This is a genomic window from Georgenia sp. (genome assembly GCF_054605595.1).
In genome coordinates this window covers 8220-33918 of the sequence record NZ_JBTSDU010000017.1, presented here as the reverse complement: position 1 = coordinate 33918, position 25699 = coordinate 8220, and the positions used below count along the sequence as shown (strand labels likewise).

At 73.4% G+C, this 25699-nt stretch carries 20 protein-coding genes; 7 read left to right on the top strand and 13 right to left on the bottom strand.

Annotated features, from left to right (window positions below; all coding sequences use genetic code 11):
• From ACYC1Z_RS04085 to rpsT, 3 genes are all read left to right on the top strand, one after another.
• Positions 1 to 246 (top strand): hypothetical protein (locus tag ACYC1Z_RS04085; protein WP_461408262.1); only part of this gene is annotated, 246 nt, incomplete at its 5' end.
• Positions 247 to 345: 99 nt separating this feature from the next.
• Entirely contained in the window at positions 346 to 876 is a 531-nt protein-coding gene (locus tag ACYC1Z_RS04080; RefSeq protein WP_461408261.1) for a type II toxin-antitoxin system PemK/MazF family toxin, read from the top strand.
• Between the two features lie 230 nt (positions 877 to 1106).
• A complete protein-coding gene (gene rpsT / locus ACYC1Z_RS04075) occupies positions 1107 to 1367 on the top strand; it encodes a 30S ribosomal protein S20 (RefSeq protein WP_461408260.1) in 261 nt (86 codons plus the stop codon).
• 229 nt (positions 1368 to 1596) lie between these two features.
• Here the strand turns inward: rpsT and ACYC1Z_RS04070 are convergent, their stop codons facing one another.
• From ACYC1Z_RS04070 to ACYC1Z_RS04055, 4 genes are all read right to left on the bottom strand, one after another.
• The gene (locus ACYC1Z_RS04070) at positions 1597 to 3030 is read right to left on the bottom strand and encodes an MFS transporter (RefSeq protein ID WP_461408259.1); all 1434 of its coding nucleotides are present in this window, start codon (positions 3028 to 3030) and stop codon (positions 1597 to 1599) included.
• Between the two features lie 374 nt (positions 3031 to 3404).
• Positions 3405 to 4406 carry a DNA polymerase III subunit delta gene (gene holA, locus ACYC1Z_RS04065; RefSeq protein ID WP_461408258.1) on the bottom strand — a complete coding sequence of 334 codons (1002 nt, stop codon included), beginning with the start codon at positions 4404 to 4406 and terminating at the stop codon, positions 3405 to 3407.
• A gap of 105 nt (positions 4407 to 4511) precedes the next feature.
• Entirely contained in the window at positions 4512 to 6977 is a 2466-nt protein-coding gene (locus ACYC1Z_RS04060; RefSeq protein ID WP_461408257.1) for a ComEC/Rec2 family competence protein, read from the bottom strand.
• A 29-nt stretch (positions 6978 to 7006) separates the two neighbouring features.
• Positions 7007 to 7879 (bottom strand): helix-hairpin-helix domain-containing protein, encoded by an 873-nt coding sequence (locus ACYC1Z_RS04055; protein ID WP_461408256.1) that lies wholly within the window; start codon positions 7877 to 7879, stop codon positions 7007 to 7009.
• Between the two features lie 177 nt (positions 7880 to 8056).
• On the opposite strand from ACYC1Z_RS04055, the gene ACYC1Z_RS04050 reads away from it, so the two are divergent.
• Positions 8057 to 9754 carry a helicase HerA-like domain-containing protein gene (locus ACYC1Z_RS04050; RefSeq protein ID WP_461408255.1) on the top strand — a complete coding sequence of 566 codons (1698 nt, stop codon included), beginning with the start codon at positions 8057 to 8059 and terminating at the stop codon, positions 9752 to 9754.
• Between the two features lie 48 nt (positions 9755 to 9802).
• Here ACYC1Z_RS04050 and ACYC1Z_RS04045 read toward each other — a convergent pair whose 3' ends face one another.
• The gene (locus ACYC1Z_RS04045; RefSeq protein ID WP_461408264.1) at positions 9803 to 12013 is read right to left on the bottom strand and encodes an MMPL family transporter; all 2211 of its coding nucleotides are present in this window, start codon (positions 12011 to 12013) and stop codon (positions 9803 to 9805) included.
• A gap of 255 nt (positions 12014 to 12268) precedes the next feature.
• Here ACYC1Z_RS04045 and ACYC1Z_RS04040 point away from each other — a divergent pair, with 255 nt between their 5' ends.
• Positions 12269 to 12742, top strand: a complete 474-nt coding sequence (locus ACYC1Z_RS04040; RefSeq protein ID WP_461408254.1) for a MarR family winged helix-turn-helix transcriptional regulator — start codon at positions 12269 to 12271, stop codon at positions 12740 to 12742.
• A 14-nt stretch (positions 12743 to 12756) separates the two neighbouring features.
• On the opposite strand, the gene ACYC1Z_RS04035 is transcribed toward ACYC1Z_RS04040, so the two are convergent.
• The 8 genes from ACYC1Z_RS04035 to ACYC1Z_RS04000 all read right to left on the bottom strand — a co-directional run bounded on the left by ACYC1Z_RS04035 (position 12757) and on the right by ACYC1Z_RS04000 (position 22748).
• Complete coding sequence (locus tag ACYC1Z_RS04035) at positions 12757 to 13812, bottom strand: aldose epimerase family protein (RefSeq protein ID WP_461408253.1); 1056 nt, start codon at positions 13810 to 13812, stop codon at positions 12757 to 12759.
• Between the two features lie 122 nt (positions 13813 to 13934).
• Entirely contained in the window at positions 13935 to 14948 is a 1014-nt protein-coding gene (locus ACYC1Z_RS04030; RefSeq protein WP_461408252.1) for an ArsA family ATPase, read from the bottom strand.
• Complete coding sequence (locus tag ACYC1Z_RS04025; protein WP_461408251.1) at positions 14939 to 15202, bottom strand: cory-CC-star protein; 264 nt, start codon at positions 15200 to 15202, stop codon at positions 14939 to 14941. Before ACYC1Z_RS04025 ends, ACYC1Z_RS04030 begins: the two co-directional genes overlap by 10 nt.
• The gene (locus ACYC1Z_RS04020) at positions 15199 to 16893 is read right to left on the bottom strand and encodes a carbon starvation CstA family protein (protein ID WP_461408250.1); all 1695 of its coding nucleotides are present in this window, start codon (positions 16891 to 16893) and stop codon (positions 15199 to 15201) included. The genes ACYC1Z_RS04025 and ACYC1Z_RS04020 overlap by 4 nt, the downstream gene beginning before the upstream one ends.
• Before the next feature lie 223 nt (positions 16894 to 17116).
• A complete protein-coding gene (gene leuS / locus ACYC1Z_RS04015; RefSeq protein WP_461408249.1) occupies positions 17117 to 20065 on the bottom strand; it encodes a leucine--tRNA ligase in 2949 nt (982 codons plus the stop codon).
• Between the two features lie 243 nt (positions 20066 to 20308).
• Positions 20309 to 21607: a Na+/H+ antiporter NhaA gene (gene nhaA, locus ACYC1Z_RS04010; RefSeq protein WP_461408248.1), complete on the bottom strand. Its 1299-nt coding sequence runs from the start codon at positions 21605 to 21607 to the stop codon at positions 20309 to 20311.
• Positions 21608 to 21735: 128 nt separating this feature from the next.
• Positions 21736 to 22110 (bottom strand): MarR family winged helix-turn-helix transcriptional regulator, encoded by a 375-nt coding sequence (locus tag ACYC1Z_RS04005; protein ID WP_461408247.1) that lies wholly within the window; start codon positions 22108 to 22110, stop codon positions 21736 to 21738.
• Positions 22111 to 22271: 161 nt separating this feature from the next.
• Positions 22272 to 22748 carry a heme-degrading domain-containing protein gene (locus ACYC1Z_RS04000; RefSeq protein ID WP_461408246.1) on the bottom strand — a complete coding sequence of 159 codons (477 nt, stop codon included), beginning with the start codon at positions 22746 to 22748 and terminating at the stop codon, positions 22272 to 22274.
• A 171-nt stretch (positions 22749 to 22919) separates the two neighbouring features.
• On the opposite strand from ACYC1Z_RS04000, the gene ACYC1Z_RS03995 reads away from it, so the two are divergent.
• Both ACYC1Z_RS03995 and ACYC1Z_RS03990 read left to right on the top strand, forming a co-directional pair.
• Positions 22920 to 23957, top strand: coding sequence for a Gfo/Idh/MocA family protein (locus tag ACYC1Z_RS03995; RefSeq protein WP_461408245.1), 1038 nt, complete (start codon positions 22920 to 22922; stop codon positions 23955 to 23957).
• 117 nt (positions 23958 to 24074) lie between these two features.
• Entirely contained in the window at positions 24075 to 25625 is a 1551-nt protein-coding gene (locus tag ACYC1Z_RS03990) for an acyl CoA:acetate/3-ketoacid CoA transferase (RefSeq protein WP_461408244.1), read from the top strand.
• Positions 25626 to 25699 lie beyond the last annotated feature (74 nt).

Below are 25699 nucleotides of genomic sequence, written 5' to 3'. Positions count from 1 at the left end.
CGCCGGGACGAGCGCTCCGCGATGAGCGCCGCGATGGCGGAGGGGACGCTGCGCACGGCACGCTTCCTGCCGCGGGTCGAGGCGGCGCAGCGTGCTGCGCTCGTCGCCGCCGGCGGGCCGGTGCACGCGCCCTACCTGCGCGACGACCTCCGCGTGACCATCACCGCACTGGTGGGCACGCTGGCCGCGGTGCCGCTGTCCGTCCTGGGGTGGATCATCACGGCCGTGCTCCTGCTGACGAGCTGACGCCCCGGCGAGCCCCAGTACCCTTTCCGCACGGACAACCTGCTGCGCCGTGTCCTGCGGCTCGCGAGCGTCGCCGCCGGGACAGTCGCCGCCGACCGGTTGCGGCGCCGACCCACGACCACGCGGCCCGGCCCGCGTTCCCGTGGCGACATCCGCTCGCCTGCCGACGCCCGCCCGGCACCGGGCACCCGCTCGCCCGGCGGTGCGCACGCCGGCACGACGGTCGAGTACGACGTCGCCCGGCTCGGTCTGCCGCCGCTGACGTACGAGCCCGTGCACGACGACCAGCCGGATCCCGGTGAGGTCGTGTGGACGTGGGTGCCCTACGAGGAGGACACCACGCGCGGCAAGGACCGCCCCGTGCTCGTGCTGGCGCGGGCCGGCAGCGGGCTCGTCGTCGCGCAGATGACGTCGAAGGACCACGACCGGGACATGGACGATGAGGCCCGCCACGGCCGGTCCTGGATCGACGTGGGGGTCGGCGCGTGGGACTCACGCGGCCGTCCCAGCGAGGTCCGGGTGGACCGTCTGCTCCGGGTCGATCCCGCCGATGTGCGGCGTCAGGGCGCGGCACTCGCCCGGGAACGCTACGACGAGGTCGCCGACGCGCTACGGGCCCACCACCGCTGACAACGACACAGCCGGCAACCTGGCCGTCGCGGCGAGACGCCCCTCACGTCCATGGGAAATGTCCGCCCAGGCGCCCGGATGGTAGGGTTTTCCCTTGGGTTGCTGCCGGGTCGGCGGCGGCCCGGCCACCGACCAACCACGAGGTACCCCCACGCCCCAGTCCCGGTCGCGGCACATCCCTCACCGACCGTTGACAGATCGCTCCGGCGACCGTACGAGAGAGTCCACACGTGGCGAACATCAAGTCCCAGATCAAGCGCATCCGCACCAACGAGAAGGCGCGCCTGCGCAACAAGGCCGTCAAGGCCGAGCTGCGCACGCACGTGCGTCGCGTCCGCGAGGCCATCGTGACCGGTGACAAGGAGACCGCGTCCGACGCGCTCAAGGTGGCCGGGCGCAAGCTCGACAAGGCCGTGAGCAAGGGCGTCATCCACGCCAACCAGGCCGCGAACCGCAAGTCGAAGCTCGCGAAGCAGGTCGCCACTCTCTGAGGCGACCTCGCAACGACAACGGCGCCGCACCCTCCCGGGTGCGGCGCCGTTGTCGTCCGCACCGGATCGTGCCCGGCCCCGACCTTGCCGGGCCTCGACCACGCGGCCGTCGCGCTGAAGGATCGGGGCTCGGGCAGGGTGCGCACGGGCGCCGCACCGGGATGCGCCGCCCGGAAGCCTCGGTGGACGAAGCGGGCCACCTGCCCCACGGGACGGCCGGGGCCCCGGCTCAGCTCTCCAACGCGCGACCCTTCTGCTCCTTGAGCATCAGCGCCGCCGCCGCTGCGATCACGAACGCCACGGCGAAGACCACGAAGACCAGCCAGATGTCGCCGGCCCGGTTGAGCACGGGCACCGCCAGCGGGGCGAGGATCGAGGCGATACGGCCCACGCCGGCGGCCCAGCCCGCCCCCGTGCCACGGATTGCGGTGGGGTACATCTCCGGCGTGACGGCGTAGAGCGCACCCCAGGCGCCGAGGGAGAAGAAGGAGAGCAGGCAACCCGCGACGATCACGCCGGCCGGGGTGGACGCGATCGCGAAGAGGCCCGCCGCGCCCGCGGCGCCCACCAGGAAGGTGGACAGCGTGGGACGCCGCCCCCACTTCTCGATCAGGTAGGCAGCCACCGCGTACCCCGGGAGCTGGGCCGAGGTGATGATGACCGTGTACCCGAAGGACCGGACCAGGCTCATCCCGTCGGCGACCAGCAGCGTGGGCAGCCACGTGAACGCGCCGTAGTAGGCGAAGTTGACGAAGAACCACACGAGCCAGAGCCCGAGCGTGCGGGTGCGCAGCGGGGTGGTCCACAGGCTCGCGACGCCCCGCGGGGCGGGCTCAGCGGTCCTGGCGGGGCGGGCTGCGTCCGCACCCGTGTCCGGTGCACCGCCGGGCGCGCCGGCGGAGACCGCACCCGTGCCCGGCGTCGCACCGGTCGCGGTCCGGTGCCCCCCGAACATCGGTGGGGAGCTCTCGAACCGGCGGACGGCGGCCTCGGCCGCGGTGTGCCGACCCTTGGTCTCCAGGAAGCGCACCGACTCGGGGATCGACCGCCGCACGTAGAGCGCGTACAGGGCCGGGATCGCACCCAGCGCGAGCGCCCAGCGCCATCCGTTGTCCGAACCGGCGACGACGAAGTACCCCACCAGTGCCGCGGCGAGCCAACCGACCGCCCAGAAGGCCTCGAGGATGACGACGACCCGCCCCCGGATCCGGGTCGGTGCATACTCGCTCACCAGGGTCGAGGCCACGGGGAGCTCGGAGCCGAGCCCCAGCCCGACGACGAAGCGCAGCGCCACCAGCATCCCGACCGAGACCGAGAGTGCGGCTGCGCCGGTCGCCAGCCCGTAGGCCAGGAGGGTGACCGCGAAGATGTTACGTCGGCCGAACCGGTCTGCGAGCAGGCCGCCGAGCGTGGCACCGAGGGCCATGCCGACGAAGCCGATCGAGCCGATCAGGCTCAGCGTGGTGTCCTCGAGCTGCCACTGCACGGCGAGCGCCGCCATGACGAAAGAGATCAGGCCGACGTCCATCGCGTCGAGCGCCCATCCGATGCCGGAGCCGACCACGAGACGGCCGTGCTCGCGCGTGAAGGCCAGGTCGTCGAGACGGTCGCTGCGCGTCAACGGCGCGCCGACCGTGACGGGGTCGGCCGATTCCTGCGTCATGGCGTCCTCTCTCCGGTGCGTGACCTGCGGGCTCGTGCTCGGTCCGAGGGCTGGTCCTGGGTCCGAGGGCGCGCGCTCGGTCGGCGTGCGGCATCTGCGGGCCCGTGAGCGGCACCTCGGCCGAGCGATAGTGCTCAAGTCGAGCATAGCGCCCCGCAGCGCACCTCCCGTCGCCGGTGGGCCATCCCTGGCTGACCGGCCGTCCCGGAGGTGTGCCGGTCGGCGCACCGATGCCAGGAGCGCGCGCGCACCACTCGTGGCATGACGGCCATGCCGGGCTCATGTCCCTGTTCGCGGGATGCGGGAACTTCTCGGTCTCACCCCCACCGAGCTGACTCGCCGCGGTCCTTCGTCGTTCCCTGGTGTCGGCGGCCCTACCGGCTGCGGGCGCCCGCCACCCGCAGCACGGCACGCTCGACGGCGAAGACCGGGTCGCGTCCCTGTCCCTTGACCTCGGCATCCGCCGCGGCCACGGCACCGATCGCCGCGGCCAGCCCCTCGGGGGTCCATCCGGACAGCTCGCGGCGCGCCCGATCGATCTGCCAGGGTGCGAGCCCCAGATCCCCCGCCGACACACCCGCCCTCCCCCGCGTGGCCGCCACCTTCGCGAGCGTGCGCAGCTTCACCGCGAGCGCCGCCACCACCGGGACCGGGCCGGTGCCGGTCGCGACCGCATGGCGCAGCAGCGTCACCGCCTCACCCGCGTGGCCGGCGACGGCCGCGTCGGCCACCCGGAAGCCGGTCGCCTCGACCCTCCCCCCGTAGTAGCGCAGCACGACGTCGCTGGTCACGGTGCCGGACGTGTCAGCCACGAGCTGTGACGTCGCCGCCCCGAGCTCGCGCAGGTCGCTGCCGACGGCCTCGACGAGAGCCTGCACGGCCGCGGGGTCGATTCGCCGCCCCGCCCGTCTGAAGTCGGCGCGGACGAAGTCGGCCTTGTCGCTCTCGCTCTTGACCGGGTCACACGAGACCACCGGGAAGCCCGCCGCGGCGACGGCGTCGAGCAGCTTCTTCCCGCGGGTCCCCCCGTTGTGGCGGATCACGAGCCAGACGTCGTCGGGCACCGCCTCGAGGTAGGCGAGCCCGTCCGTCAAGAACTCGTCGGTCATCGCCTCGGCGCCCTCGACGACGGCGCACCGGCGCTCCCCGAAAAGCGACGGGCTGGCCACCATCTCGAGCTGACCGTGCTCGTACGCCGCCGCCTCCAGCCTGGTGATCTCGACCGCGGGGTCCGCCGCGCGAGCCTGGTCGAGCAGCCGGGTGACGGCCCGGTCCGCGAGCAGGCCCTCGGTCCCGCGGACGAGCACGACCGGGGCCAGCTCGACCTGGTCCCAGCCGGGACCGGAGGCGGCGGGGCGACGACGGGGGGCAGGCATGTGCCCAAGCCTGCCACGCACCGCGGACGTGGTCCGACGTCGCCCACCACGGCGAGCACCCACGGCGGGCTCCCCGCACCGCGCCGAGCCCGCCGGTCCCGCCCGTCACGGCGGGCAGCCGGACACCGTACCGAGCCCCGCGGGCGTCTCGACCACCGCGATGGCGCCGCAGCGGTCGGTGCGCAGCACCACCGCGCCGGTACCGCCATAGAGCGCCAACGTCCCCGACGCCGGGTGCCCGTAGTCGTTGTCCGCACCGACGCTGACGAGAGCGAGCCGGGTGTCGAGGCGCACGGCGAGCGCCGGGTCCTGCACGGGCGAGCCGTGGTGCGCGACGAGCACGACGTCGACGCCGGCTCTCTCCGCCCTGCCCGGCGCACCCGCCTCCCGCAGCCGGCGCAGCAGCCCCGCCTGCCCCGCGAGCTCGACGTCACCCAGCGCCAGCACGCTGACGCTGGGCGTCCGCAGCCGCACCGCGAGGGAGAGGTCGTTCACGCCGTCCGCCCCCGCGAGCCGCGGGACCACCTCCGCCGTAGGCCACAGCACCTGCCAGGTCAGGCCGCCGAGGTCTCCCGCGGCCCACGGATGGCCGACCACCGGCCGGTGCAGCTCGACGTCCGCGCGCGCGAGCGCCTCCTCGACGCCGCGCACCGCCGACGCCGGGAGCTCGCCCGGGCCCAGCAGCACCGTCCCGACGTCGGCGACCTCGAGCACCTCGGCCAGCCCACCGACGTGGTCGGCGTGGGCGTGCGTGAGCACCAGCAGGTCGAGCCGGTCGATCCCCGCCGTGCGCAGGCACCGGTCCGCGCCCCCGGCGGGCGGGCCGACGTCGACCATGACGGTGCGGGCACCGTCGCGCAGGACGAACGCCGAGCCCTGCCCGACGTCGCACTGGATGGCGACCCAGCCGGGCGGTGGCCACGGCCCGCCCCACCAGCCGCCGCGCGGGGCCACGACCTCGCGTGCGCCGAGCACGAGCACCACCGTGAGGAGCGCCACCGGGGCCACGCGACGCACCCGCCGAGGGTCGGTCCGGGCGAGCACGACCACCAGGACGGCGGTCGCCACCCCCAGCAGGACGGCCCCAAGCAGGCCGGACGCCCACGGCAGCCGGGCGCTGGGCAGGGCCGCGAACCGCTCGGCCACCTGCGCGATCCACCACGTGCTCCCCGCGGCGAGCACGGCGGGTACCTGTGCCCCGGCGGGCCACACCGGCGCGAGGAGCGCGGCGGCCACCCCGAGCACCGTGGCCGGTGGTACGGCCGGCGCCGCGAGGATGTTCGCGGGCACGGCATAGGTGGCGACCACGGGCTCCAGCAGCACGATGACCGGGCCGCACACCGCCTGGGCGGCCGCGGGGATCGCGACGGCGGTGGCGAGCCAGCGGGGCAGCACCTGGGAGAGCCACCGCCGCCACGGCCGCGCCAGCAGCACGAGCCCCGCCGTCGCGAGCACCGAGAGCGTGAAGCCGTAGGACCGGGCGAGCCAGGGGTCGAGGACCAGGAGCGCCGCGACGGCCAGGCAGAGTGCCGGCAGCGCCCGGGCCGGACGGCCCAGCAGGAGGGCGGCGAGCACCACTGCTCCCATCACCGCCGAGCGCAGCACCGAGGCCTCGGGGCGCACCAGCGTGACGAAGGCGCCCAGCGCCACGGCGCCCACGACCACCTGCCCGCGGCGCGGCAGCCACGACGTCGCCACCACGACCAGCCCCAGCAGGATCGCGATGTGCGCGCCGGAGACGGCGGTCAGGTGGGTGAGCGAGGTGGCCCGCATCGCCTCGGCCAGCTCCGGCGACAGCGCGCGGTCGTCACCGACCGCGATACCGGGCACGAGCCCCCTGGCCTGGGGGCTGAAGTCGGCGGTGAGATCGCGCAGCGACCGGCGCACGTGGTTGACGACAGCGAGGTGCCCGCCGGGTGCGCCGGTGATCTCCGGTGGTCGGTCGGTGAACGCGAGCGCGACGGCTCCGTCTCCCGCCCTGGTCGGTGTCAGCGTCGCACGGACGCTGACCTGCTCGCCCAGGGCGAGGTCGCCCCACGCCGCCGGGCCGACGAGGACGACATCCCCGACCGCGGCGCCCCGGCTGCCCCGGGCGGCGACCTCGGTCGTGGTCAGGACGACTCGGAAACGCTCCGTGGTGTCCCACTCGCGCGGCGGCACCGGGCGCGGTTCCGCGGCCACGTCCGCGACGAGGACGGCGCTGCCACCCCGGGCGGCGACCTCGGCCAGCAGTCCCGTGCCGCGCGCGTGCAGCTGCGCGGCGGTGGAGGCGAGCACGGCGAGGAGGACAGCCAGGGCGAGCAGGCCCGCGGCCGCGGGCGGGGAGCGGTTGACGCCCCGGTGTCGCCGGCGGGTGCGGGCGACGGCGCTGGCGTGCCGCCGCTCGCGCAGCAGTTCGGCGGCCGTGATCGCCGCGAGGGCAGCGACGACGAACGCGGCCACCAGCACCATGCCGGCCTGCTGTGTCACGGCGACGAACGCACCCACCCATGCCACCGTCGCGGACGGGACGAGCCGGGCGTCGACAGCCACGGGATGGACCCCTGCCGGTGTCCCCTCGGCGACGCTCACCCCAGACCCTCCAGCGGCCGGCGGATCGGTCATGTCGTCACCAGGTCACGGAGCCGCTCCATCATGGCCGGCCCGATACCGGAGACGGCGTCGAGGTCCTCGACCGAGGTGAAGGGCCCGTTGAGGTCGCGCCACGCGAGGATGCGCTCGGCGAGGACCGGCCCGACGCCGGGCAGCGCGTCGAGCTCCACCCGCCCCGCCGTGTTGAGATCCACCGGGCCGTCGGCGCCCGCCGCACCGCCTGCGGCCTCACCGCCCGTGCCTCCTCCGGGCGCCGCTCCGGCGGCCCCTGCACCGCCGAGCGGGCTCTCCCCCACCCGCGGCAGGTAGACCTGCTCGGCGTCGACGAGGAGCCGGGCCAGGTTGACCGCCGCGACCTCGGCGTCGTCGGTGGCCCCGCCGGCCGCCTCGACGGCGTCGGCGACCCGGGCGCCCGCACGCAGCTCCACCAACCCGGGGTGGCGGACCGCGCCGGCCACGTGCACCACCACGGTCGTGGCGGACGGCCCGCCGCCCGTCGTCGGCCCCGAGGGCGTCGCGTCCGGGGGCATCGCCCCGGACGGGTCGGCTGGCCCGTCCGGGGCGGTGGACGGCTCGTCCGCGGGACCCGCCGGCTCCCCGGACGGCGCCGACGCACCGACGCTCGGTTCGAGCTCCCCGGGCGGTGGCAGCGGGGTCGGCACGGCGGGTGCCCCGGCCCAGGCACGCAGGGCGAGCGCCACCCCCACGAGGAGGACGATGACGGCCGCGCCGATCGCCGCACGCGCAGAGACGGACCATCGGCGCGGCGCGCGGCCGGACTCCTCCTCCGGATCGATCTCGAGATGGCCTGCGGTGGCCGTGTAGGCGGCGCGGGTGAGCGCCCTCAGGCGTGCGTTCCGGACCGTGCGACGGGTGCTCACGCCAGGGAACCTAGGCGGCGCCGCAGCGATCGTGGCCACCTCGGCCCCGGGGCTGTGGACGCGGTGGCATCAGCGGCGTCGGCCGGCCAGGTGGATGGGTGGATGGGTTTGCGACACCCGCAGGCCCTGGCCTCCCCGGGGGCTGTCCCGACGGGCATCTCCCCATACGATCCGGTCATGGCCGACGAGACTCCCACCGCTGTCCCTGAGATCGCGCGGCTTCGCGCCGAGGCCGCGGCAGCGGCCGCCGCGCTCGACGCCGCCCTGGCGGCGGCCGACCCGGCGATGGCGTCACCGGCGACGCTCCCCGTCGGAGCGCTCGTCGGCGACGGCGGGACCCCGGACCCCGGGGCCCAGGTCGGACTCTCCATCGCCATGCTCAACCGGCACGGTCTGGTCGCCGGGGCCACCGGCACGGGCAAGACGCGCACGCTCCAGGTCATGGCCGAGGAGCTCTCCACCGCCGGCGTGCCCGTCTTCGTCACCGACATCAAGGGCGATCTCACGGGCCTCACCGTGCCGGGCACGCCGAGCGAGGGGCTGCTCACACGCACCCGCGGCATCGGACAGGACTGGTCGCCGACGTCCTACCCGGTCGAGCTGCTCTCGTTGGGCGGGGTCGGTACCGGGATCCCGATCCGGACCACCGTCACCGACTTCGGACCGCTGCTGCTGAGCAAGGTGCTCGGCCTGAACGGGACGCAGGAGTCCAGCCTGCAGCTGATCTTCCACTGGGCCGACTCACAGGGGCTCTCCCTGCTCGACCTCAAGGACCTGCGTGCGACGGTGGGCTACCTCACCAGCGAGCACGGCAAGCCCGAGCTCGCGGGCATCGGAGGCATCTCCACCGCGACCGCGGGGGTGATCCTCCGGGAGATCTCCGCGCTGCAGGCCCAGGGCGCGGAGGTGTTCTTCGGCGAGCCGGCGTTCGAGACGAGCGACCTGCTCCGCACGACCCCGGACGGTCGCGGCGTGATCTCCGCCCTCCAGCTCCCCGACCTGCAGGACCGGCCCACGCTCTTCTCGACGTTCGTCATGTGGCTGCTCGCCGAGCTGTTCGCATCCCTGCCGGAGGTCGGCGACCTCGACAAGCCCGAGCTCGTGTTCTTCTTCGACGAGGCGCACCTGCTCTTCACCGACGCCTCCCCGGAGTTCCTCACCCAGGTGATCCAGACCGTGCGCCTCATCCGCTCCAAGGGCGTCGGTATCTTCTTCGTCACCCAGACCCCGCAGGACGTGCCCGCCGACGTCCTCGCCCAGCTCGGCACCCGCGTCCAGCACGCCCTGCGCGCGTTCACCCCGAGGGACGCCGACGCGTTGCGCGCGACGGTGCGCACGTTCCCCACCTCCGAGTACGACCTCGAGAAGGTCCTGACGTCGCTCGGCACCGGCGAGGCGGTGGTCACCGCACTCGACGAGAAGGGCCGTCCGACGCCGGTCTCCCCCACGCGCATCCGCGCACCACGGGCCTCGATGGCCCCGGCACCGGCCGCCGTGCTCGAGCAGGTCGTCGCGGCCTCCCCGCTCGCGGCGCGGTACGCGAACCCCGTCGACCGGGAGTCCGCCCACGAGCTGCTCACCACGCGCGTCGCCCAGCAGGACGCTGCGGCGCAGGCCGCGGCGGCGCACGAACGGGCGGAGCGGATCCGCCGGACGGAGCAGCGGGCAGCGGACACGGAGGCCCGGCAGCGAGCACGCGATCTCGAGAAGCTCCAGGCGGAGATCGACCGGGACGAGACCCGCGCCCGGGCGTCCGCCGGACGGACCCGTCGGACGCGCACCAGTGACCCCCTCGACGCGTTCCTGCGCTCCGTCGGCACCCAGCTCGGCCGAGAGATCACGCGGACGATCTTCGGGACCCGCCGACGGCGGTGAGCGGCCGCTCACCGGCCCCGGTCCCGGCCTCCGAGGTGGCTCCTCGGTTCAGCGTCGGTGGGCCGTCGACGGGTCGCCACCGGACGCGTCGTCGGCGTCGGCGGCGCCCGCCGCTCCCGCATCGACCGGCGCCTCGAGCGCCGGCGGGTCGCGCGGGACGCGCCGCTGCCACGGCCACCACGCCGTCCGGCCCACGTCGTGCACGAGACCGGGTACGAGGAGCGTGCGCACCACGAAGGTGTCGATGAGGACGCCGACCGCCACGATGAAGGCCAGCTGGACGAGGAAGAGCAGCGGGATGACCGCCAGGGCGCTGAAGGTCGCGGCGAGCACCAGCCCGGCGGAGGTGATGACCCCGCCGGTCACGGCCAGGCCGCGCCGCACGCCCTCCCGGGTGCCGTGGGTGAGGGACTCCTCCCGCACCCGGGTCATGAGGAAGATCGAGTAGTCGATGCCGAGTGCCACGAGGAAGACGAACCCGTACAGTGGCACGGTGGCGTCGGCGCCCGGCATGTCGAGCACGTGGTTGAAGACGAGCGCGGCCAGTCCCAGGGTGGCGGCGAAGGACAGCACGTTCACCGCAAGCAGCAGCAGCGGCGCCACGACGGCCCGCAGCAACAGCATGAGCATGACGAGGATGACGAGCAGCACCACCGGGACGATGGTGCGCAGGTCCCGCGCGGCGATCTCCTGGGTGTCCAGCCGTTCCGCTGCCGCGCCGCCGACGAGCGCGTCGGGGGCGACGTCGTGCACGGCCGCGCGCACGTCGGAGACGGTGATCAGCGCTGCCTGCGTCTCGGCGGCGGCCTCGGTGACCACCTGGATCTGCACCCGGCCGTCGACCACCAAGGGCGGGCCGGGGGTCTCGGACGGTGCACCGGCACCGGCGGTCAGCATCGTCGCGGAGAGCACACCGTCGACGCCCTCGGCCGCCGCCCGGACGTCCGCGGCGCCGTCCTCGCCGGTGATGACGACGACGGGCTGGACCTGCCCGACGTCGAAGTGCCGGCCGAGGACCTCCTCGCCCGTGACGGCCTCGACGTCGCTGAGGAAGACGTCCGACTCGCTCGTGCCCTCCGCCCGCAGCGTCGGCACGAAGGCGACGGCGCCGAGCAGCACGACGGCCGTGATCATCCAGACCGGGCGGGCGTGGCTCGTGACGAACCCGGCGAGCCGTTCCCACCGGCCCACCCGGGCGACGCCGCCGGCGGCGGCCACCGCGCCGGCCTCGTGGCGGCCGGCGGGGTGGTCGTAGCGGGGCATCCGCGGCCAGAAGACGTAGCGCGACCGGCGACCCGCCACGAGGAGCACGGCCGGCAGCAGGGTCAGCGCGGCGAGGACCGAGGACGCGATCCCGATGGCGGCCACGGGCCCGAGGCTGGAGTTCGACCCGAGGTCGGAGAGCAGCAAGGCCAGCAGGGCGATGATGACGGTACCGGCGCTGGCGAGGATCGGCCCGACCGAGGCCCGCCACGCCACGCGCATGGCGTCGGCGGGGTGCGCGTACCGGAAGAGCTCCTCGCGGTAGCGGGCCACGAGGAGTAGGGAGTAGTCGGTGGCGGCGCCGATGACGAGGATCGAGAGGATGCCCTGGCTCTGGCCGTTGAGCAGCAGCACACCGGCGCCGGCCAGCGGCTTGATGACGAGGGCGGCCAGGCTGAGCGCGAAGACGGAGGTCAGCAGGACCGTGAACGGCAACGACGGCGAGCGGTAGACGGCCACCAGGATGACGAGCACGACGACGAGGGCGACGCCGAGCAGGATGCCGTCGATTCCCCCGAACGCGGCGACGAGGTCGGCAACGAACCCGGCCGGACCGGTCACCCACACCTCCAGGCCGGCTCCCGGCAGCTGGTCGGCGGCGAGGGCGCGCAGCTCGTCGACGACGACGGTGACGAGGCGTTCCTCCTTCTCGCCGACGAGCTCGTTCGCCACCTCGCCGTCGAGCGCGACGGGCACGAGCACGGCCTGCCCGTCCGCGGAGGGCACGGCGGCCACCGGTACGGTGAGCGAGTCCCCGAGGGTGGTGCCACCGGGCAGCTCGAGGCCTGGGATCGCCGCGGCCAGCGCCTGCACCGCTGCGACCTGCGCGCGGGTCAGCGCCCCACCCTCGGCACTGGTGGCGACGAGGAGGGCGGGTAGCGTCGTGGAGTCGGTGAACGCCCGGGCGGCCTCGGCGGCCCGGGTCGACTCGGCGCCGGCGGGCAGGAACACCGCCTGGTCGTTCTCCTGCACCTGGGACAAGGTGCCCTGGGCCATGCCTCCGAGGCCGCCCACGACGAGCCAGGCGAGCAGGGTGGCCGTCACGATCGCTGCCCGCAGCAGCGCGGAACGGGTGGGGTGCCGTCGGGGCGGGGTGGACCGGTCGTGCGTCACGGGCGGGCTCCAGGCGGGGCGAGGGGCTAATACTTAGCGTACTGAGCAATGGTGGGGGACGGACGCGGGGGGGCACAAGTCCGGCGCCGTCGACCGGCGCGGCGCGTGGGTGCAGGGAGGACTGGCAGGATGACCGCGATGAGTGAGCACGAGCAACCCGGCGCGGCGCCGGGTCCGGGGGTCGGGGTCCCACCGGAGGAGTGGCCGACGGGCCGGTTGCTCTCGGCCGCCGCCCGCCGGGTCGAACGCGCGTGGGACGCCCACCTCGGCCGGTGGTCCCTCACCCACGCGTCCATGCCCGTCCTGGCGGTGCTCGCCGGAGGCGCCCGGTCCCAGCGCGAGATCGCGCGCGTGCTCGGGGTCACCGAGCAGACCACGAGCCGCATGCTCACTGGTCTGGAGCGCACGGGGTACGTGCGGCGCGAGCGTCACACCGCCGACCGACGGCGCCACGTCGTCGCCCTCACCGCGGCCGGCCGTACCGCGCTCGGCGAGCTCGACGACCCCACGGCGGCCGAGCGCGTCATCGCCGCCGCACTCACCACCGACGAGGCGGCGCAGCTGCACACCCTGCTCGTCCGGCTCGTCCGGGAGGTCGATGCCCGGGGATGAGCGGGGGCGGGTCCTCAGTGGTGGCGGTGGCGGTGGCGGTAGACGATGTCGCTGACGAGTTGTCGGCTCTCGCTCGGCGCGAGCACCACGACGGCCGCGCTGCCGGGCCGGTTGAACGCGTTCGTGAGCGCCTGACACGGCTCGACGGCCACGGACGCGCGGGGTTCACGTTCGAGCGAGTCGCCCGTATAGACGTGCACGACCTGGCTCTGGAACGGCTCCTGCTCCACGGTGAGGGACTCCCCGGTCCGCGGGGAGCGCAGCACGGTGGTGACCACGCCGTCGTCGTCGGGGACGAGATCGGTGTACGCGTCGTCGAGGGCCACGCCCCCGAGCGGCATCCGCACGGGGGCGGTGACGCCCGAGAACGCCTGCTCGCCGGCCAGCGGGATGAGTGCGGCGTCGGTCAGCACGCGGGAGCGGGCGGGGACGGTGAGCTCGAGGTCGTCGATCGTGTCATGGCCGGGCAGCCGCAGGTAGGGGTGCCAGCCGAGCGTCACGGGCGCCGGCCCGGCGCCGACGTTGGTGGCCTCGAGCTCGAGCCCCAGCCGCGCCTCTCCCTCGGCGCCGATACCCAGGGAGTACGTGGCGGTGACCTGGAGTGAGAACGGGTAGCCCGGGTTGGTCTCGGGGGTGATGGCCGCCTCGAGCCGGATCGCCCGGTCGGAGTCCCGCACCTCGACGGCGGAGCGGGTCCACCGCACCGACGTCAGCAGCCCGTGCATCCCCACGTCCCGGCCGTCCGCCCCCACCAGGACCCTCTCGTCCGGCGCCAGCTCGTGCGTGACGCCGGCGAAGGTGTAGCGGGCGTCCCGCACCCGGTTCGACCACGGCACCAGGACGGCGCTGCGGTAGCCGTCCTGGGCGACGAGCTCGGCCGCCGAACGGTATCCGTCGAGCAGGTCCACGAGCGTGCCGTCGGCCCCGGGGGCCTGCCACGCCAGCACCGTGGCGCCGGTCTCCGCCACCACGAGCCGCGCACCGTCGGGGTGCGTGAGCACCCAGGTCGGCTCGCCGTCGAGCTCCGCACGCCGCAGGGTCGCCTCGAACGGCGTCGACACGGTCTCCATCACTTGCTCCCCACGCTCGGTGCCACCCCCTCACTGTGGCCCATCGCGGCGTCCGCCGCGCATCTGTCCACGGATCGCTCACCCACGGGACCGGCCGGGCGGCGAGGACCGCGCCGGGAGCGTTACCCCGCGGCGGGCGACGACGTGGCAAGGACGGCACCGAACCGATCGAGCGCCGACTCCCCGACGATCTCACCCGGCACCAGCGGTACCTCGACCAGCGGCACCTGGGGAAGCTGCGTGCGCAGGTACGTCAGGTGCGCCCGCTCCAACCGGTGCCGTTCCGCGAGCAGGGCGCCGGCGTCGAGCGGCGACCGCTTGTTCACCACCAGGGCGCCCACGTGCACACCGGCCCCGACGAGCCGGCCGTGCAGCTCCACGCTCTCCAGCACCGGCAGCCGCTCCGCGGCGAGCACGATGACGAAGGACGTCCGTGCGGCGTCGCGCAGCACCGAGCGCAGACCCTCGAACCGGTCCCGCCGGCGCAGCAGGATCCGCCGGATCTCCTGGTCCCGCTCGGCCCGTGGGTCCCGGGCGGCCCGCCCGGCACCGAGCAGTGCGGCGGCGCCGTCGTCGTCGGGGCCGAACGCGCGCAGCGCCGCTCCGAAGCGCTCGGACCGCTCCTGGCGGCGCAGCAGCCCGTCCGTCCAGGCGGCCATCGTCTCGGGCAGCGACATCAGCCGGGCGGTGTGGCCCGACGGTGCGGTGTCGAAGACCACGAGGTCGTAATCGACCAGGGCATGCTCGACCGTCTCGGCGATGCGCTCGAGGATCGCGGCCTCGTGCGTTCCGGGGGCGTCGCGGGCGAGGTCGAGGTGGCGGTCGACCTCGCCGGCCAGATGCGGCGGCATGAGGCGGCGCACGGTCGAGCGCACCGCGGCGAGGTGCTCCTCGGTGGTCCGGGCCGGGTCGATCTCGAGCCCGTCGACCCCCTGGGCGAGCGCGGTCACGCGGTCGCCGACGGCACGCTGCCAGAGGTGGCCGAGGTTGTGCGCAGGGTCGGTGGAGACCACCAGGACCCGGCGCCCGGCCCGCGCCTGGGCGAGACCGACCGCGGAGGCGACGGAGGTCTTGCCGACCCCTCCCTTGCCGCCGACGAACAGCACGCGCCGCTCGGCGACGAGGCTCAGCAGCACGAGTAGCCCTCCAGGGGTGATCGGTCCAAGCCCATCCGCAGGTGCCAGTCGTGGAAGCGGTCGTACACGACCGGCAGCAGCTCGGCGGTGTAGTAGCTCACCGGGTTGGGCACGCCGAGCGCCTCGGCGAGGACGATCATGGTGAAGAGGTCGTCCTCGTCGCGCCGGGCGCGTGCGAAGGTGCGCCGGTAGGGCGCGACGTAGAACTCGTGCAGGCCCGCCGCGAGGCGGGCCTGCACGTCCCGCAGACTCACCGGCGCTCGGTCTCCGCGAGCATGTCGTCCTCCTCCATCGCCGGCTCACGACGGGCCCGGCCCATCGCGATGGTGGCCTCGACGATCACCCACAGGGCGGCGACGAGGATGATCACGTCCAGCACGAGCAGCAACCAGTTGCCGTCGCCGTAGAAGGTGCCCATCTGCACCACCAGCGCGAAGACGGACATCACCAGCACGAAGACGAGTGGCACGAGTGCAGGCAGCACGGGGCGGCCCTGGCGCATCAGCATGACGGCCACGATCGAGAGCGTCAGCCCGGCGAGGATCTGGTTGGTGGTTCCGAACAGCGGCCAGATCACCATGCCGCCCGCGCCGTCGGCCCCGGCACCGAACGCCAGCCCCATCGCCACGGCCAGGGCGATGAGGGTGGACACCACCGTGCCGACCCGGAACCCGGCGAGCTCGGCGGCCTCCTGGACGACGAACCGCTGCAGCCGCACGCCGGTGTCCATCGTGGTCGCGGCGAACAGCACGGCCATCGTCGCCAGGATCGTGGCGCTCAGGGACGGCGAGATGCCGAGCCCGGCGTTCATGATGGCGCCGCCGCCCTCGACGAAGGCGGTCACCCCGCCCTGGTTGAAGGCGCTGTAGACGGCCTCCCAGTCGGCGAGGGACCGGTAGCCGGCCGTCGCGGCGATGATGGCGCCGAGCGCGAGCAGCCCCTCCCCGACCGCCCCGAAGTAGCCGACGAAGCGGGCGTCGGTCTCCTTGTCGAGCTGCTTGGCGGTGGTGCCGGAGGAGACCATGCCGTGGAAGCCGGAGATGGCGCCGCAGGCGATGGTCACGAACAGCAGCGGCACCATGCTCGGGGTGCCCTCGGGCACGTTGGTGTTGAAGGCAGGTGCCACGATCGTGGGCGCGGCGAGGAGTACGGCGCCGTAGAGAAGGGCGAGGCCGATGAACAGCTGCAGGCCGTTGATGTAGTCGCGCGGCTGGAGCAGCATCCACACGGGCAGCACGGAGGCGACGCCGGCGTAGAGGAAGAGGACCACGATCCAGAAGGCGTTGTCCGACAGGCCGAGGATCGTCTCCGGCAGCACGACGGGCACCCGGTCACCGACGAGGATCAGGGCATACAGGGCCACGACCCCGACCACGGAGACGACGGCCAGTTTCATTCGGAAGCGGTAGATGGCCTGCCCGATCAGGAGCGCGACGAGGATCGCACCCCAGACGGGGATCACCGCCGTCGGCGTCGCGACGAGGAGGTTGGAGATGACGACCGCGAACGCCGCGTTGACCATGAGCAGGAGCAGGAAGATCACGACGAGGAAGAGGTTGCGCCCGCGCACCCCGATGTAGCGGCCCGAGAGCATGCCCATGGAGCGGCCCCGGTTGCGCACGGAGGCCCACAGCGAACCGAGGTCGTGCATCCCGGCGAAGAAGACCGTGCCGATCGTCACCCACAGGAACGCGGGGAGCCAGCCCCAGATGACCGCGACCGCGGGGCCCACGATGGGGGCGGCGCCGGCCACGGAGGTGAAGTGGTGACCCCACAGCACGTACTTGTTGGTGGGGACGTAATCCACACCGTCCCTGAGCTCGTGGGCGGGGGTGGCATAGGCGGGGTCGAGTCGGTAGACGCGGTTGGCCAGGTACTTGGAGTACAGGACGTACCCCAGCACGACCATCGCGACCCCGACGATGGCAAGGATGACGGAGTTCATGTCTGTCCCATCTGTCGTCGTCGACATTCGGAGGGCACCGACCACCACTCCTCATCGCGGGCGGCCGCTCCCTGCTCTTGCCGCCGCACCCTAACGGACACGGACCGGGCGTGTGAAATCCCCACGCGCCCGCGTGGCGCCGGGCGAGCGGACCTCGGCGGAGGGTGCGCCGCCCGCGATGGACGGCGCACCACCGCCGGAGCGGCTCGGCCGGAGGGGCGGATCAGGCCCCGGGGACGACGTTCACCAGGCCGGGGACCCGCACGATGACCTTGCGCACGCCCCGGTCACCGAGCACGCGCAGCACCGCGGGCGATGTGAGGGCGCGCTCGCGCAGCTCATCCTCCCCGATGTCGGCCGGCACCTCCAGCCGGTCGCGGACCTTGCCCGCCACCTGCACGACGCAGGTGACCGTCTCCTCGGCGAGGAGGGCCGGGTCCGCCGTCGGGAAGGCCTGGCGGGCGAGGGACTCGGCGTGCCCGAGGCGGGACCACAGCTCCTCGGCGATGTGCGGGGCCACCGGGGCGACCATGAGCACGAGCGCCTCGATCGCCTCGCGCGGGACCTGCCCGAGCGAGGTGAGGTGGTTGTTGAGCACGATCATGCGCGCGATGGCGGTGTTGACCCGCATCGCCGACATCTCGGTCTCGACCTCGTGCGCGGTGCGGGCCACGAGCTTGCGGGTCGCGCCGTCGACGGGGGTGTCGACGACGGTCGTCTCCCCCGTGTGCTCGTCGACGACGTTGCGCCACAGCCGCTGCAGGAACCGCTGGGAGCCGACGACGGCGCGGGTGTCCCACGGGCGGGAGACGTCGAGCGGCCCCATGGACATCTCGTAGACGCGGAAGGTGTCGGCGCCGTAGCTCTCGTACATGTCGTCGGGCGTGACGATGTTCTTGAGCGACTTGCCCATCTTCCCGTACTCGCGGAAGACCGGTTCGCCGTGCCAGGTGTAGGTCGGCTCGCCCGCGCCGCCGCCGGCGCCGTCCGTGACCTCGACGACCTCGTCGGCCGGCACGTACTGGCCGCGGGTATCGGCGTAGGCGTAGGCCTGGATGTACCCCTGGTTGAAGAGCTTGTGGAACGGCTCGGAGCTGGAGACGTGCCCGAGGTCGAAGAGGACCTTGTGCCAGAACCGGGCGTAGAGCAGGTGCAGCACGGCGTGCTCGACGCCGCCCACGTACAGGTCCGCGCCGCCGGAGACGTCGGCGGGCACCGCGCCGCCGTCGGGCGTGGTGGTGGCGGGGCGCGGGCCCATCCAGTAGCGCTCGTTCTCGGGGTCGACGAGTGCACCGGTGTTGTGCGGGTCGAGGTAGCGCAGCTCGTACCAGGAGGAGCCGGCCCAGTTGGGCATCGTGTTCGTCTCGCGGCGGTAGGTCCGGAGGCCGTCCCCGAGGTCCAGCTCGACCTCCACCCACTGCGGCACCCGGCCCAGCGGCGGCTCCGGGGAGGACTGGGCGTCGTCCGGGTCGAACGTGCGCGGGGAGTAGTCGGGCACCTCGGGCAGGTCCACCGGGAGCATCGACTCGGGCAGGGCGTGCACCTGGCCGTCCTCGTCGTAGACGACAGGGAACGGCTCGCCCCAGTAGCGCTGGCGGGAGAAGAGCCAGTCGCGCAGGCGGTACGTCGTCGCGCGGCGGCCGACCCCGGCGGCCTCGAGCCAGGACGTCATGGCCGCCTTGGCCTCGGCCACCCCGAGACCGTCGAGGGAGATCTCCGCGTTGGCCGAGTTGATGGTCACGCCGTCGCCCGTGTACGCCCCGCCCTCGAACCCCTCGGGCGGCTGAACGGTGTGGATGACGGGCAGGTCGTAGGCCTGGGCGAACGCGAAGTCGCGGTCGTCCCCGCCGGGGACGGCCATGATCGCGCCGGTGCCGTAGCCCATGAGCACGTAGTCGGCGGCGAACAGCGGGACGGCGCCGCCGTTGACGGGGTTCGTGGCGTAGATGCCGGTGAACACACCCGTCTTGGCACGGTCGGCGTCCTGGCGTTCCGCCTCGGTCTTCTCGGCGGCCGCCCGCTGGTAGGCGGCGACGGCGTCGGCCGGGGTGGCGGCGCCGCCGGTCCACACGTCCTTGGTGCCGTCCGGCCACGCAGCCGGCACGGCGCCGTCGGTGAGGATGGGGTGCTCGGGGGAGACCACCATGAACGTCGCGCCGAAGAGGGTGTCCGGGCGGGTCGTGAAGACGGTGAGCGGCTCCGCCACGCCGGGGACCGTGAAGTCGACGCGGGCGCCGGTGGAGCGGCCGATCCAGTTGCGCTGCATCGAGCGCACCTTCTCGGGCCAGTCGATCGTGTCGAGGTCGTCGGCGAGCCGGTCGGCGTAGGCGGTGATGCGCAGCATCCACTGGCGCAGGTTCCGCCGGAAGACGGGGAAGTTCCCGCGCTCGGAGCGCCCCTCGGCGGTGACCTCCTCGTTGGCCAGCACCGTGCCCAGGCCCGGGCACCAGTTCACCGGGGACTCGGAGATGTAGGCGAGACGGTGGTCGTCGAGGATGCGGCGCCGCTCGGCGGGGCCGAGATCGGCCCAGGGGCGCCCGTCCGGGGTGGGACGCGCGCCGGACGCGAGCTCGGCCTCGAGCTCGGCGATCGGGCGGGCCCGACCGCGGCCGCCCGCCCCGCGGGCGGCGTCGGCGTCGTAGAAGGAGTTGAAGATCTGCAGGAAGATCCACTGCGTCCAGCGCATGAACTCCGGGTCCGTGGTGGCGAACGTGCGGCGGTCGTCGTGCCCGAGGCCGAGGCGGCGCAGCTGCGTGCGCATGTTGGCGATGTTCTCCTCGGTGGTGACCCGAGGGTGCTGGCCCGTCTGCACGGCGTACTGCTCGGCGGGCAGGCCGAACGCGTCGTAGCCCAGGGCGTGCAGGACGTTCTTGCCCTTCATCCGCTGGTAACGGCCGACGACGTCGGTGGCGATGTATCCCAGCGGGTGCCCCACGTGGAGTCCCTTGCCCGAGGGGTAGGGGAACATGTCGAGCAGGTAGAACTTCTCGGCGGGCACCTCGCCGGCGGCGGCGAGGTCACCGGTGGGGTTGACGGCGTGGAAGGTGCCGCGCTCCTCCCAGCGGTCCTGCCAGGCCCGCTCGATCCGCCCGGCCAGGGCCGCGGTGTACCGGTGACCGGTGACCTCGTCGCCGCCCGCCGTGCCGGCACCGACCTGCTCGTACGTGCTCATGGGTGTCTTTCCTCGCCTGCTCTGCATGGGTGGTTCCTGGTCCTGACATGAGAAGACCTCCCCGGCAGGGAGGTGGACCGCGCTGCTGCGGCGCCGGGCGACCCGGCGTGATCACCGCGGCGGGCTCAGGAGCACCACGGCCGTCATGGCATCAGGCTATCTCAGCGCGGTGGCGACCGTTCTGCCCGGACCGCTCTCCCACCCCCGGATGTGCAGGCCCGCACACCCCTGGGCGCAGCCCCCTCACCGCCCGGGCGCCCCGGTCCCACGACGTCGGGCACTGCGACCGCCCGCGCCCAGTGCCGGGCGGGCGGCGCGCGGGTGCCCACGCCGCCGGACCTTGGCGCGCCGTCGGAGCGTCACGCCGCCGAGCAGCGCGGAGATCAGGGAGCCGAGGATCACGGCGAGCTTCGCGGGGTCCCCCTCGGGGGTGCCACCGAAGGACAGGTCCGCGATGAGCAGCGAGACGGTGAAGCCGATGCCCGCGAGCATGGAGACCCCGAGCAGGTCGGGGAGGTCCACGCCGTTGCCCAGCCGAAGGCGCGTGGTCTTGACGAGGATCGCCACACCGGCCCAGATGCCGAGCGGCTTGCCGAGCACGAGGCCGGCCATGACGCCGATGGCGACCGGATCGGCGAGGACCTCACCGAGCCCGGAGTCGACCACGGTGACACCCGCGGCGAAGAACGCGAAGACCGGGAGCACGACGCCGGCCGACCACGGCTGGATCCGTTCGACGAACCGGTGCGTCATGGCCTCCCGCTCACCGTGGCGGACCCGCGCCGGCACGCTCAGGCCCATGAGCACGCCGGCGACGGTGGCGTGGACCCCGGAGGCGTGCATGAGGCCCCAGGCGAGCAGGGCGAGCGGGACCAGGAGCCACCAGCGGCCGAGGCGACGCTGGACGAGCACCGCGAAGAACGCGACGGCGGCCAGTGCGCCCAGGAGCGGCAGCAGGTGGATCTCCTCGGTGTAGAAGATCGCGATGACGGTGATGGCGAGCAGGTCGTCCACGACGGCGAGCGTCATGAGGAAGACCCGCAGGGCGGGCGGGAGCCCGCGACCGAAGATGCCCAGCAGGGCGAGGGCGAAGGCGATGTCGGTCGCGGTCGGGATCGCCCACCCCCGCCCCGCGCCGGACGCGGTGCCGACCTGCACGGCAGCGTAGATGAGCGCAGGCCCGGCCATTCCGAACACGGCAGCGAGCATGGGGAGCAGCGCCTCGTCGAGCCTGCGCAGCGATCCCGTGACGAACTCCGTCTTGAGCTCGAGCCCGACCACGAAGAAGAACACGGCGAGCAGGCCGTCGGCGGCCCACGTCGAGACGGTCAGGTCGAGGTGCAGCGACGCCGGTCCCAGGACGGTCCCGGCGATGGCGTGATACGTCTCGCGCCACGGCAAGTTCGCCCAGACGAGCGCGGCCACCGCGGCGGCGAGCAGCAGCAGGCCCGAGAACCGCTCGTCCGCGAGGCGGACGGCGAGCCCGCGGCGCGGGCGGGCGGTGGGGAGGTGGTGGTGCTCGTGGGGCTGCTGGTGCGGCATGGGAGCTCCGGAGGGTAGACGACAACGCTGCCGACCAGACTTCCCGGCGCACCAGGGGGAGACACTACGCGATCCGGGGGCTCGGGAGCACATCCGTGCCGAGCGGGCAGTTCCACCCGACCCGTGCGTCAGGCGCGGAAGGCCCGCAGCTTCGCCGTGAGCTCCGTGAGCGTCCGCAGCTCGTCGTCGTCGAGGGCGCCGCCCACGTACCGGGCGATGCTCCGCACGTGCTGCCGGCCCACCTGGCGCTGCAGCGCCAGGCCGTCCGCGGTCAGGGTCACCACGGTGCCGCGGGCGTCGTCGGGCGCCGGCGTGCGCCGCACCAGTCCGCGCTGCTCGAGCCGCTCGACCATGCGGCTCAGGCTGGGCTGGCTCATGAAGACCTGCTCGTTGAGGTCACGCAGGCGCAGGCGGTGCTCCTGGGCCCGGCTGAGGGTGAAGAGGACGTCGTACTCGCGCGAGCGCAGCGGTGCGAAGTCTCCGTCGCCCTCGAACCGGCGCATGAGGCCCACCTGGGTACGGAACAGCGACTCCCACGCCTCGGCGGCCGCCCGGGTGGACGACCCGGCGGTCGCTTCGCCCCCACCCGGTCGTGACCGCCCACGGCCCGGCGGAGTCATGATGCGCCGCTGCCGATGAGCACCGCTCCAACCGCGCCGCGTGGTCAGGGCCGCGTGGTCAGGTAAGCGCGGAGCCGGCCGACGACGAACGCGTGGTCGTCCTTCTGCGGCAGGCCGGAGACGCCGACCGCACCCACGACGCCCGTCCCGCGCACCTGGACCGGGAACACGCCGCCGTGCGCCGCGAACTGCGTGGTGTCCAAGCGGCTGTCCGTGTCGAAGTCGCGACCCTGCTCCCGGAACCGTTCACCGACGCCCATCGAACTGCGCCCGTACCGCAGCGCCACTGCCGTCTTCCGCGCGAGCCAGCCGTCGTTGTCGGCGCTGGAACCCGGCAGCGCCGCTCGGAAGACGTGCTGCCGGCCGAGGACGATGCCGATGACGATCGGGAGCTCTTGCTCGACCGCCGCGGCCCGCATCTGAGCGCCCAGGTGCCAACTGTCCTCCAAGCCGAAGGCATCGAAGACGAGCTCGGCCTCGTCCGCGAGGATCTCGTCGTAGAACGTCTGTGTTTGTGCCATGACAGCCGAGTCTAATCGTGTGACATGGCATGCTTGTGCGTCCACCAGCGGCGTGCTCTGCACCCACCGGCCTTCGCGGACGAGGTCGACCATGGTCGGAGTTCCATGCCATCCGACGCGGAAGTCCTCACGCCGGGCCGCGCACCGAAACCCTTATCAGGGAGCAACGACATGGTTCCGACATCAGGCAGCATCGGGATCGGCATCATCGGGCTCGGTGCGATCGGGATGACCCATGCCCGGGTGCTGGACGAGCTGCGCCCCGCGGTCGAGCTCGTCGCCTACAGCGGCGGCAGCCCGGCGGCGGCCGCCGATGCCGGCTGGCGCACCGCCGTGCGGCTCAACCCCGCAGAGGTCATCGACCACCCCGACGTCGCCGTCATCGTCGTGTGCTCCCCCACCGAGCATCACGCCCGCAACGTCCTGGACGCCCTCGAGGCGGGCCGCCACGTGCTGGCCGAGAAGCCGATCGCCCTGACGGTGCGCGAGGCCGACCAGATCGCCGCGCTCGCGAAGGATCGGGGCCTGATGGTGTCGATGATCTCCCAGCGGCGGTTCGAGCCCACCCACCAGAAGGTCAAGGAGCTGATCGATCGGGGCGCGCTCGGAGAGCTGCGTCTCGCCCACACCCACGTGCACTGGTACCGCGACGACGACTACTACGCCTCCGCCCCGTGGCGCACCACCATGCCCGGCGGCGGGGGCTCGATCATGAACCAGGGTGTGCACAACGTCGACCTGCTGCGCTGGCTGGGCGGCGAGGTCGAGGAGGTCTCCGCTCAGTACGCGACGCTCGGGCGCGAGATGGAGGCCGAGAACACCACGGTCGCCACCGTGCGGTTCACCTCCGGTGCCCTCGGGACGATCGTGGTCTCGACCGCGACGCCGCCCGGCTGGCCCGCCACCATCACGCTGCACCTGACCGGTGGCGCTGTCCAGATGGGCCAGGACGAGATCCTGCAGTGGGACGTCGCCGACGTGCCGGAGCCCTCCACGGGCGGTACGGCAGCGCCCGGCGGCGCCTCCGACCCCGGAGCCATCGGACTCACGGGCCACCTGGCCCAGTGGCGCGACGTGCTCGCTGCCCTGCGGGAGGGCCGCGCGGCGGCGATCGACGCCGACGACGCCGCACGATCCGTGCGGCTGCTCTGTGCCATCTATGAGGCCGCTGCCACGGGCCGGCGGGTACGCCCGGCGGAGCTCGCCTGACTGCTCCCGTGCCGGCCGGTCGGTTGCTCCCCGCGAACAACATCTGGCAACCTCTTTGGCCCCCACGGATGTTACCGGTTACATTGAGAATGTAACCGGACTAGGTGGAGGTCGACGATGACGGCGCAGTTTGTGACCGCGGCAGAAGCGGTCAGGCACATCAACAACGGCGACTCGATCGCGCTCGCGGCGAACGGTGGCGGCATGCTCGAGCCGACGGCCGTGATCGCAGCGGTCGAGGAGCGGTTCCTCTCGACCGCGGAGCCTCGCGACCTGGGCCTCGTCCACGCCCTCGGCGTCGGCGACCGCGGCTCGCGCGGCGTCAACGGGTTCGCCCACGAGGGCATGGTCCGGCGTGTCCTCGGCGGTCACTGGACCTGGTCGCAGAAGATGATGCAGCTCGCGGCCGACGAGAAGATCGCCGCCTACGTCATGCCCGCCGGTGTGATCACCCACCTGTACCGCGAGACCGGCGCCCACCGCCCCGGCTACATCACCCGTACGGGATTGCACACGTTCGCGGACCCGCGCCAGAAGGGCTGCCGCGCCAACGCGAGCGCCACCGAGGACGTCGTGGAGGTGCTCACCCTGGACGGTGAGGAGTACCTGCGCTACAAGCCCGTGAAGATCGACGTGGCCATGGTGCGCGGCACCGAGGCCGATGCCCAAGGAAACATCGGCGCTGACGCCGAGCCGGCGATCCTCGACGCGCTCGAGGCCGCGCAGGCCGCGCGCGGCTCGGGCGGGATCGTGATCGTCCAGGTCAAGCGTCAGGTCGAGAGGATCGATCCGCGCCAGGTCTTCATCCCGAGCGCGCTGGTGGACTACGTCGTGGTCACGCCGGAGCAGACGCAGACCTACGTCAGCGAGGAGGACCCCGTGCTCTTCGCCCCGCTCGATGTCACCCGGCAGGTCGGCTCCTCGGGCGTGACCGAGCCGATCCGCGCCGTCGTCTCCCGGCGTGCGGCGATGGAGGTCAAGGCCGGTGACGTGCTCAACCTCGGCTTCGGCATGAGCGCCGACGTCGGCAAGATCCTGCGGGAGCAGGGCCGGCTCAAGGACGTCCAGCTCGCGGTGGAGCAGGGCCTCTACGACGGCGAGCCCGAGCTCGGCGACCTGTTCGGCATGTCCACGGGTCCGTCCGCACGCGTCAGCTCAGCGGTCCAGTTCGACATCTTCGCGGGCGGCCTCATCGACGTCACGTGCCTCGGCATGGCGCAGACCGACAGCGTCGGCAACGTCAACGTCTCCGCGTTCGGCGGGAAGGTGATGGGTCCGGGCGGCTTCGTCGACATCAGCCAGAACGCCCGGCTCGCTGTGTTCTGCGGGGCGTTCACCGCCAAGGGCCTGCGCGTGCACCTCGAGGACTCGCGCCTGGTCATCGACCACGAGGGCCAGGTGGCGAAGTTCGTCCCCGAGGTCGAGGAGATCACCTACTCCGGGCCCTACGCCGCCGCCCAGGGACGACGCGCGCTGTACGTGACCGAGCGGTGCGTGTTCGAGCTGACCCCCGAGGGTCTGGAGCTCATCGAGGTCGCCCCCGGCATCGACGTCGAGCGGGACGTGCTCACCCTCCTCGACTTCCGTCCGATCGTTCGCGATGTCAAGCAGATGCCCGCGGAGTGCTTCGCCCCGCTGCACACCGAAACCCTCACGCCGGCGGCGTGAGAGAGGAGAATGCCATGATCATCACCCAGCACGCCGATCACGTGGTCGTGACCTTCGACCGTTCCGCCAAGCGA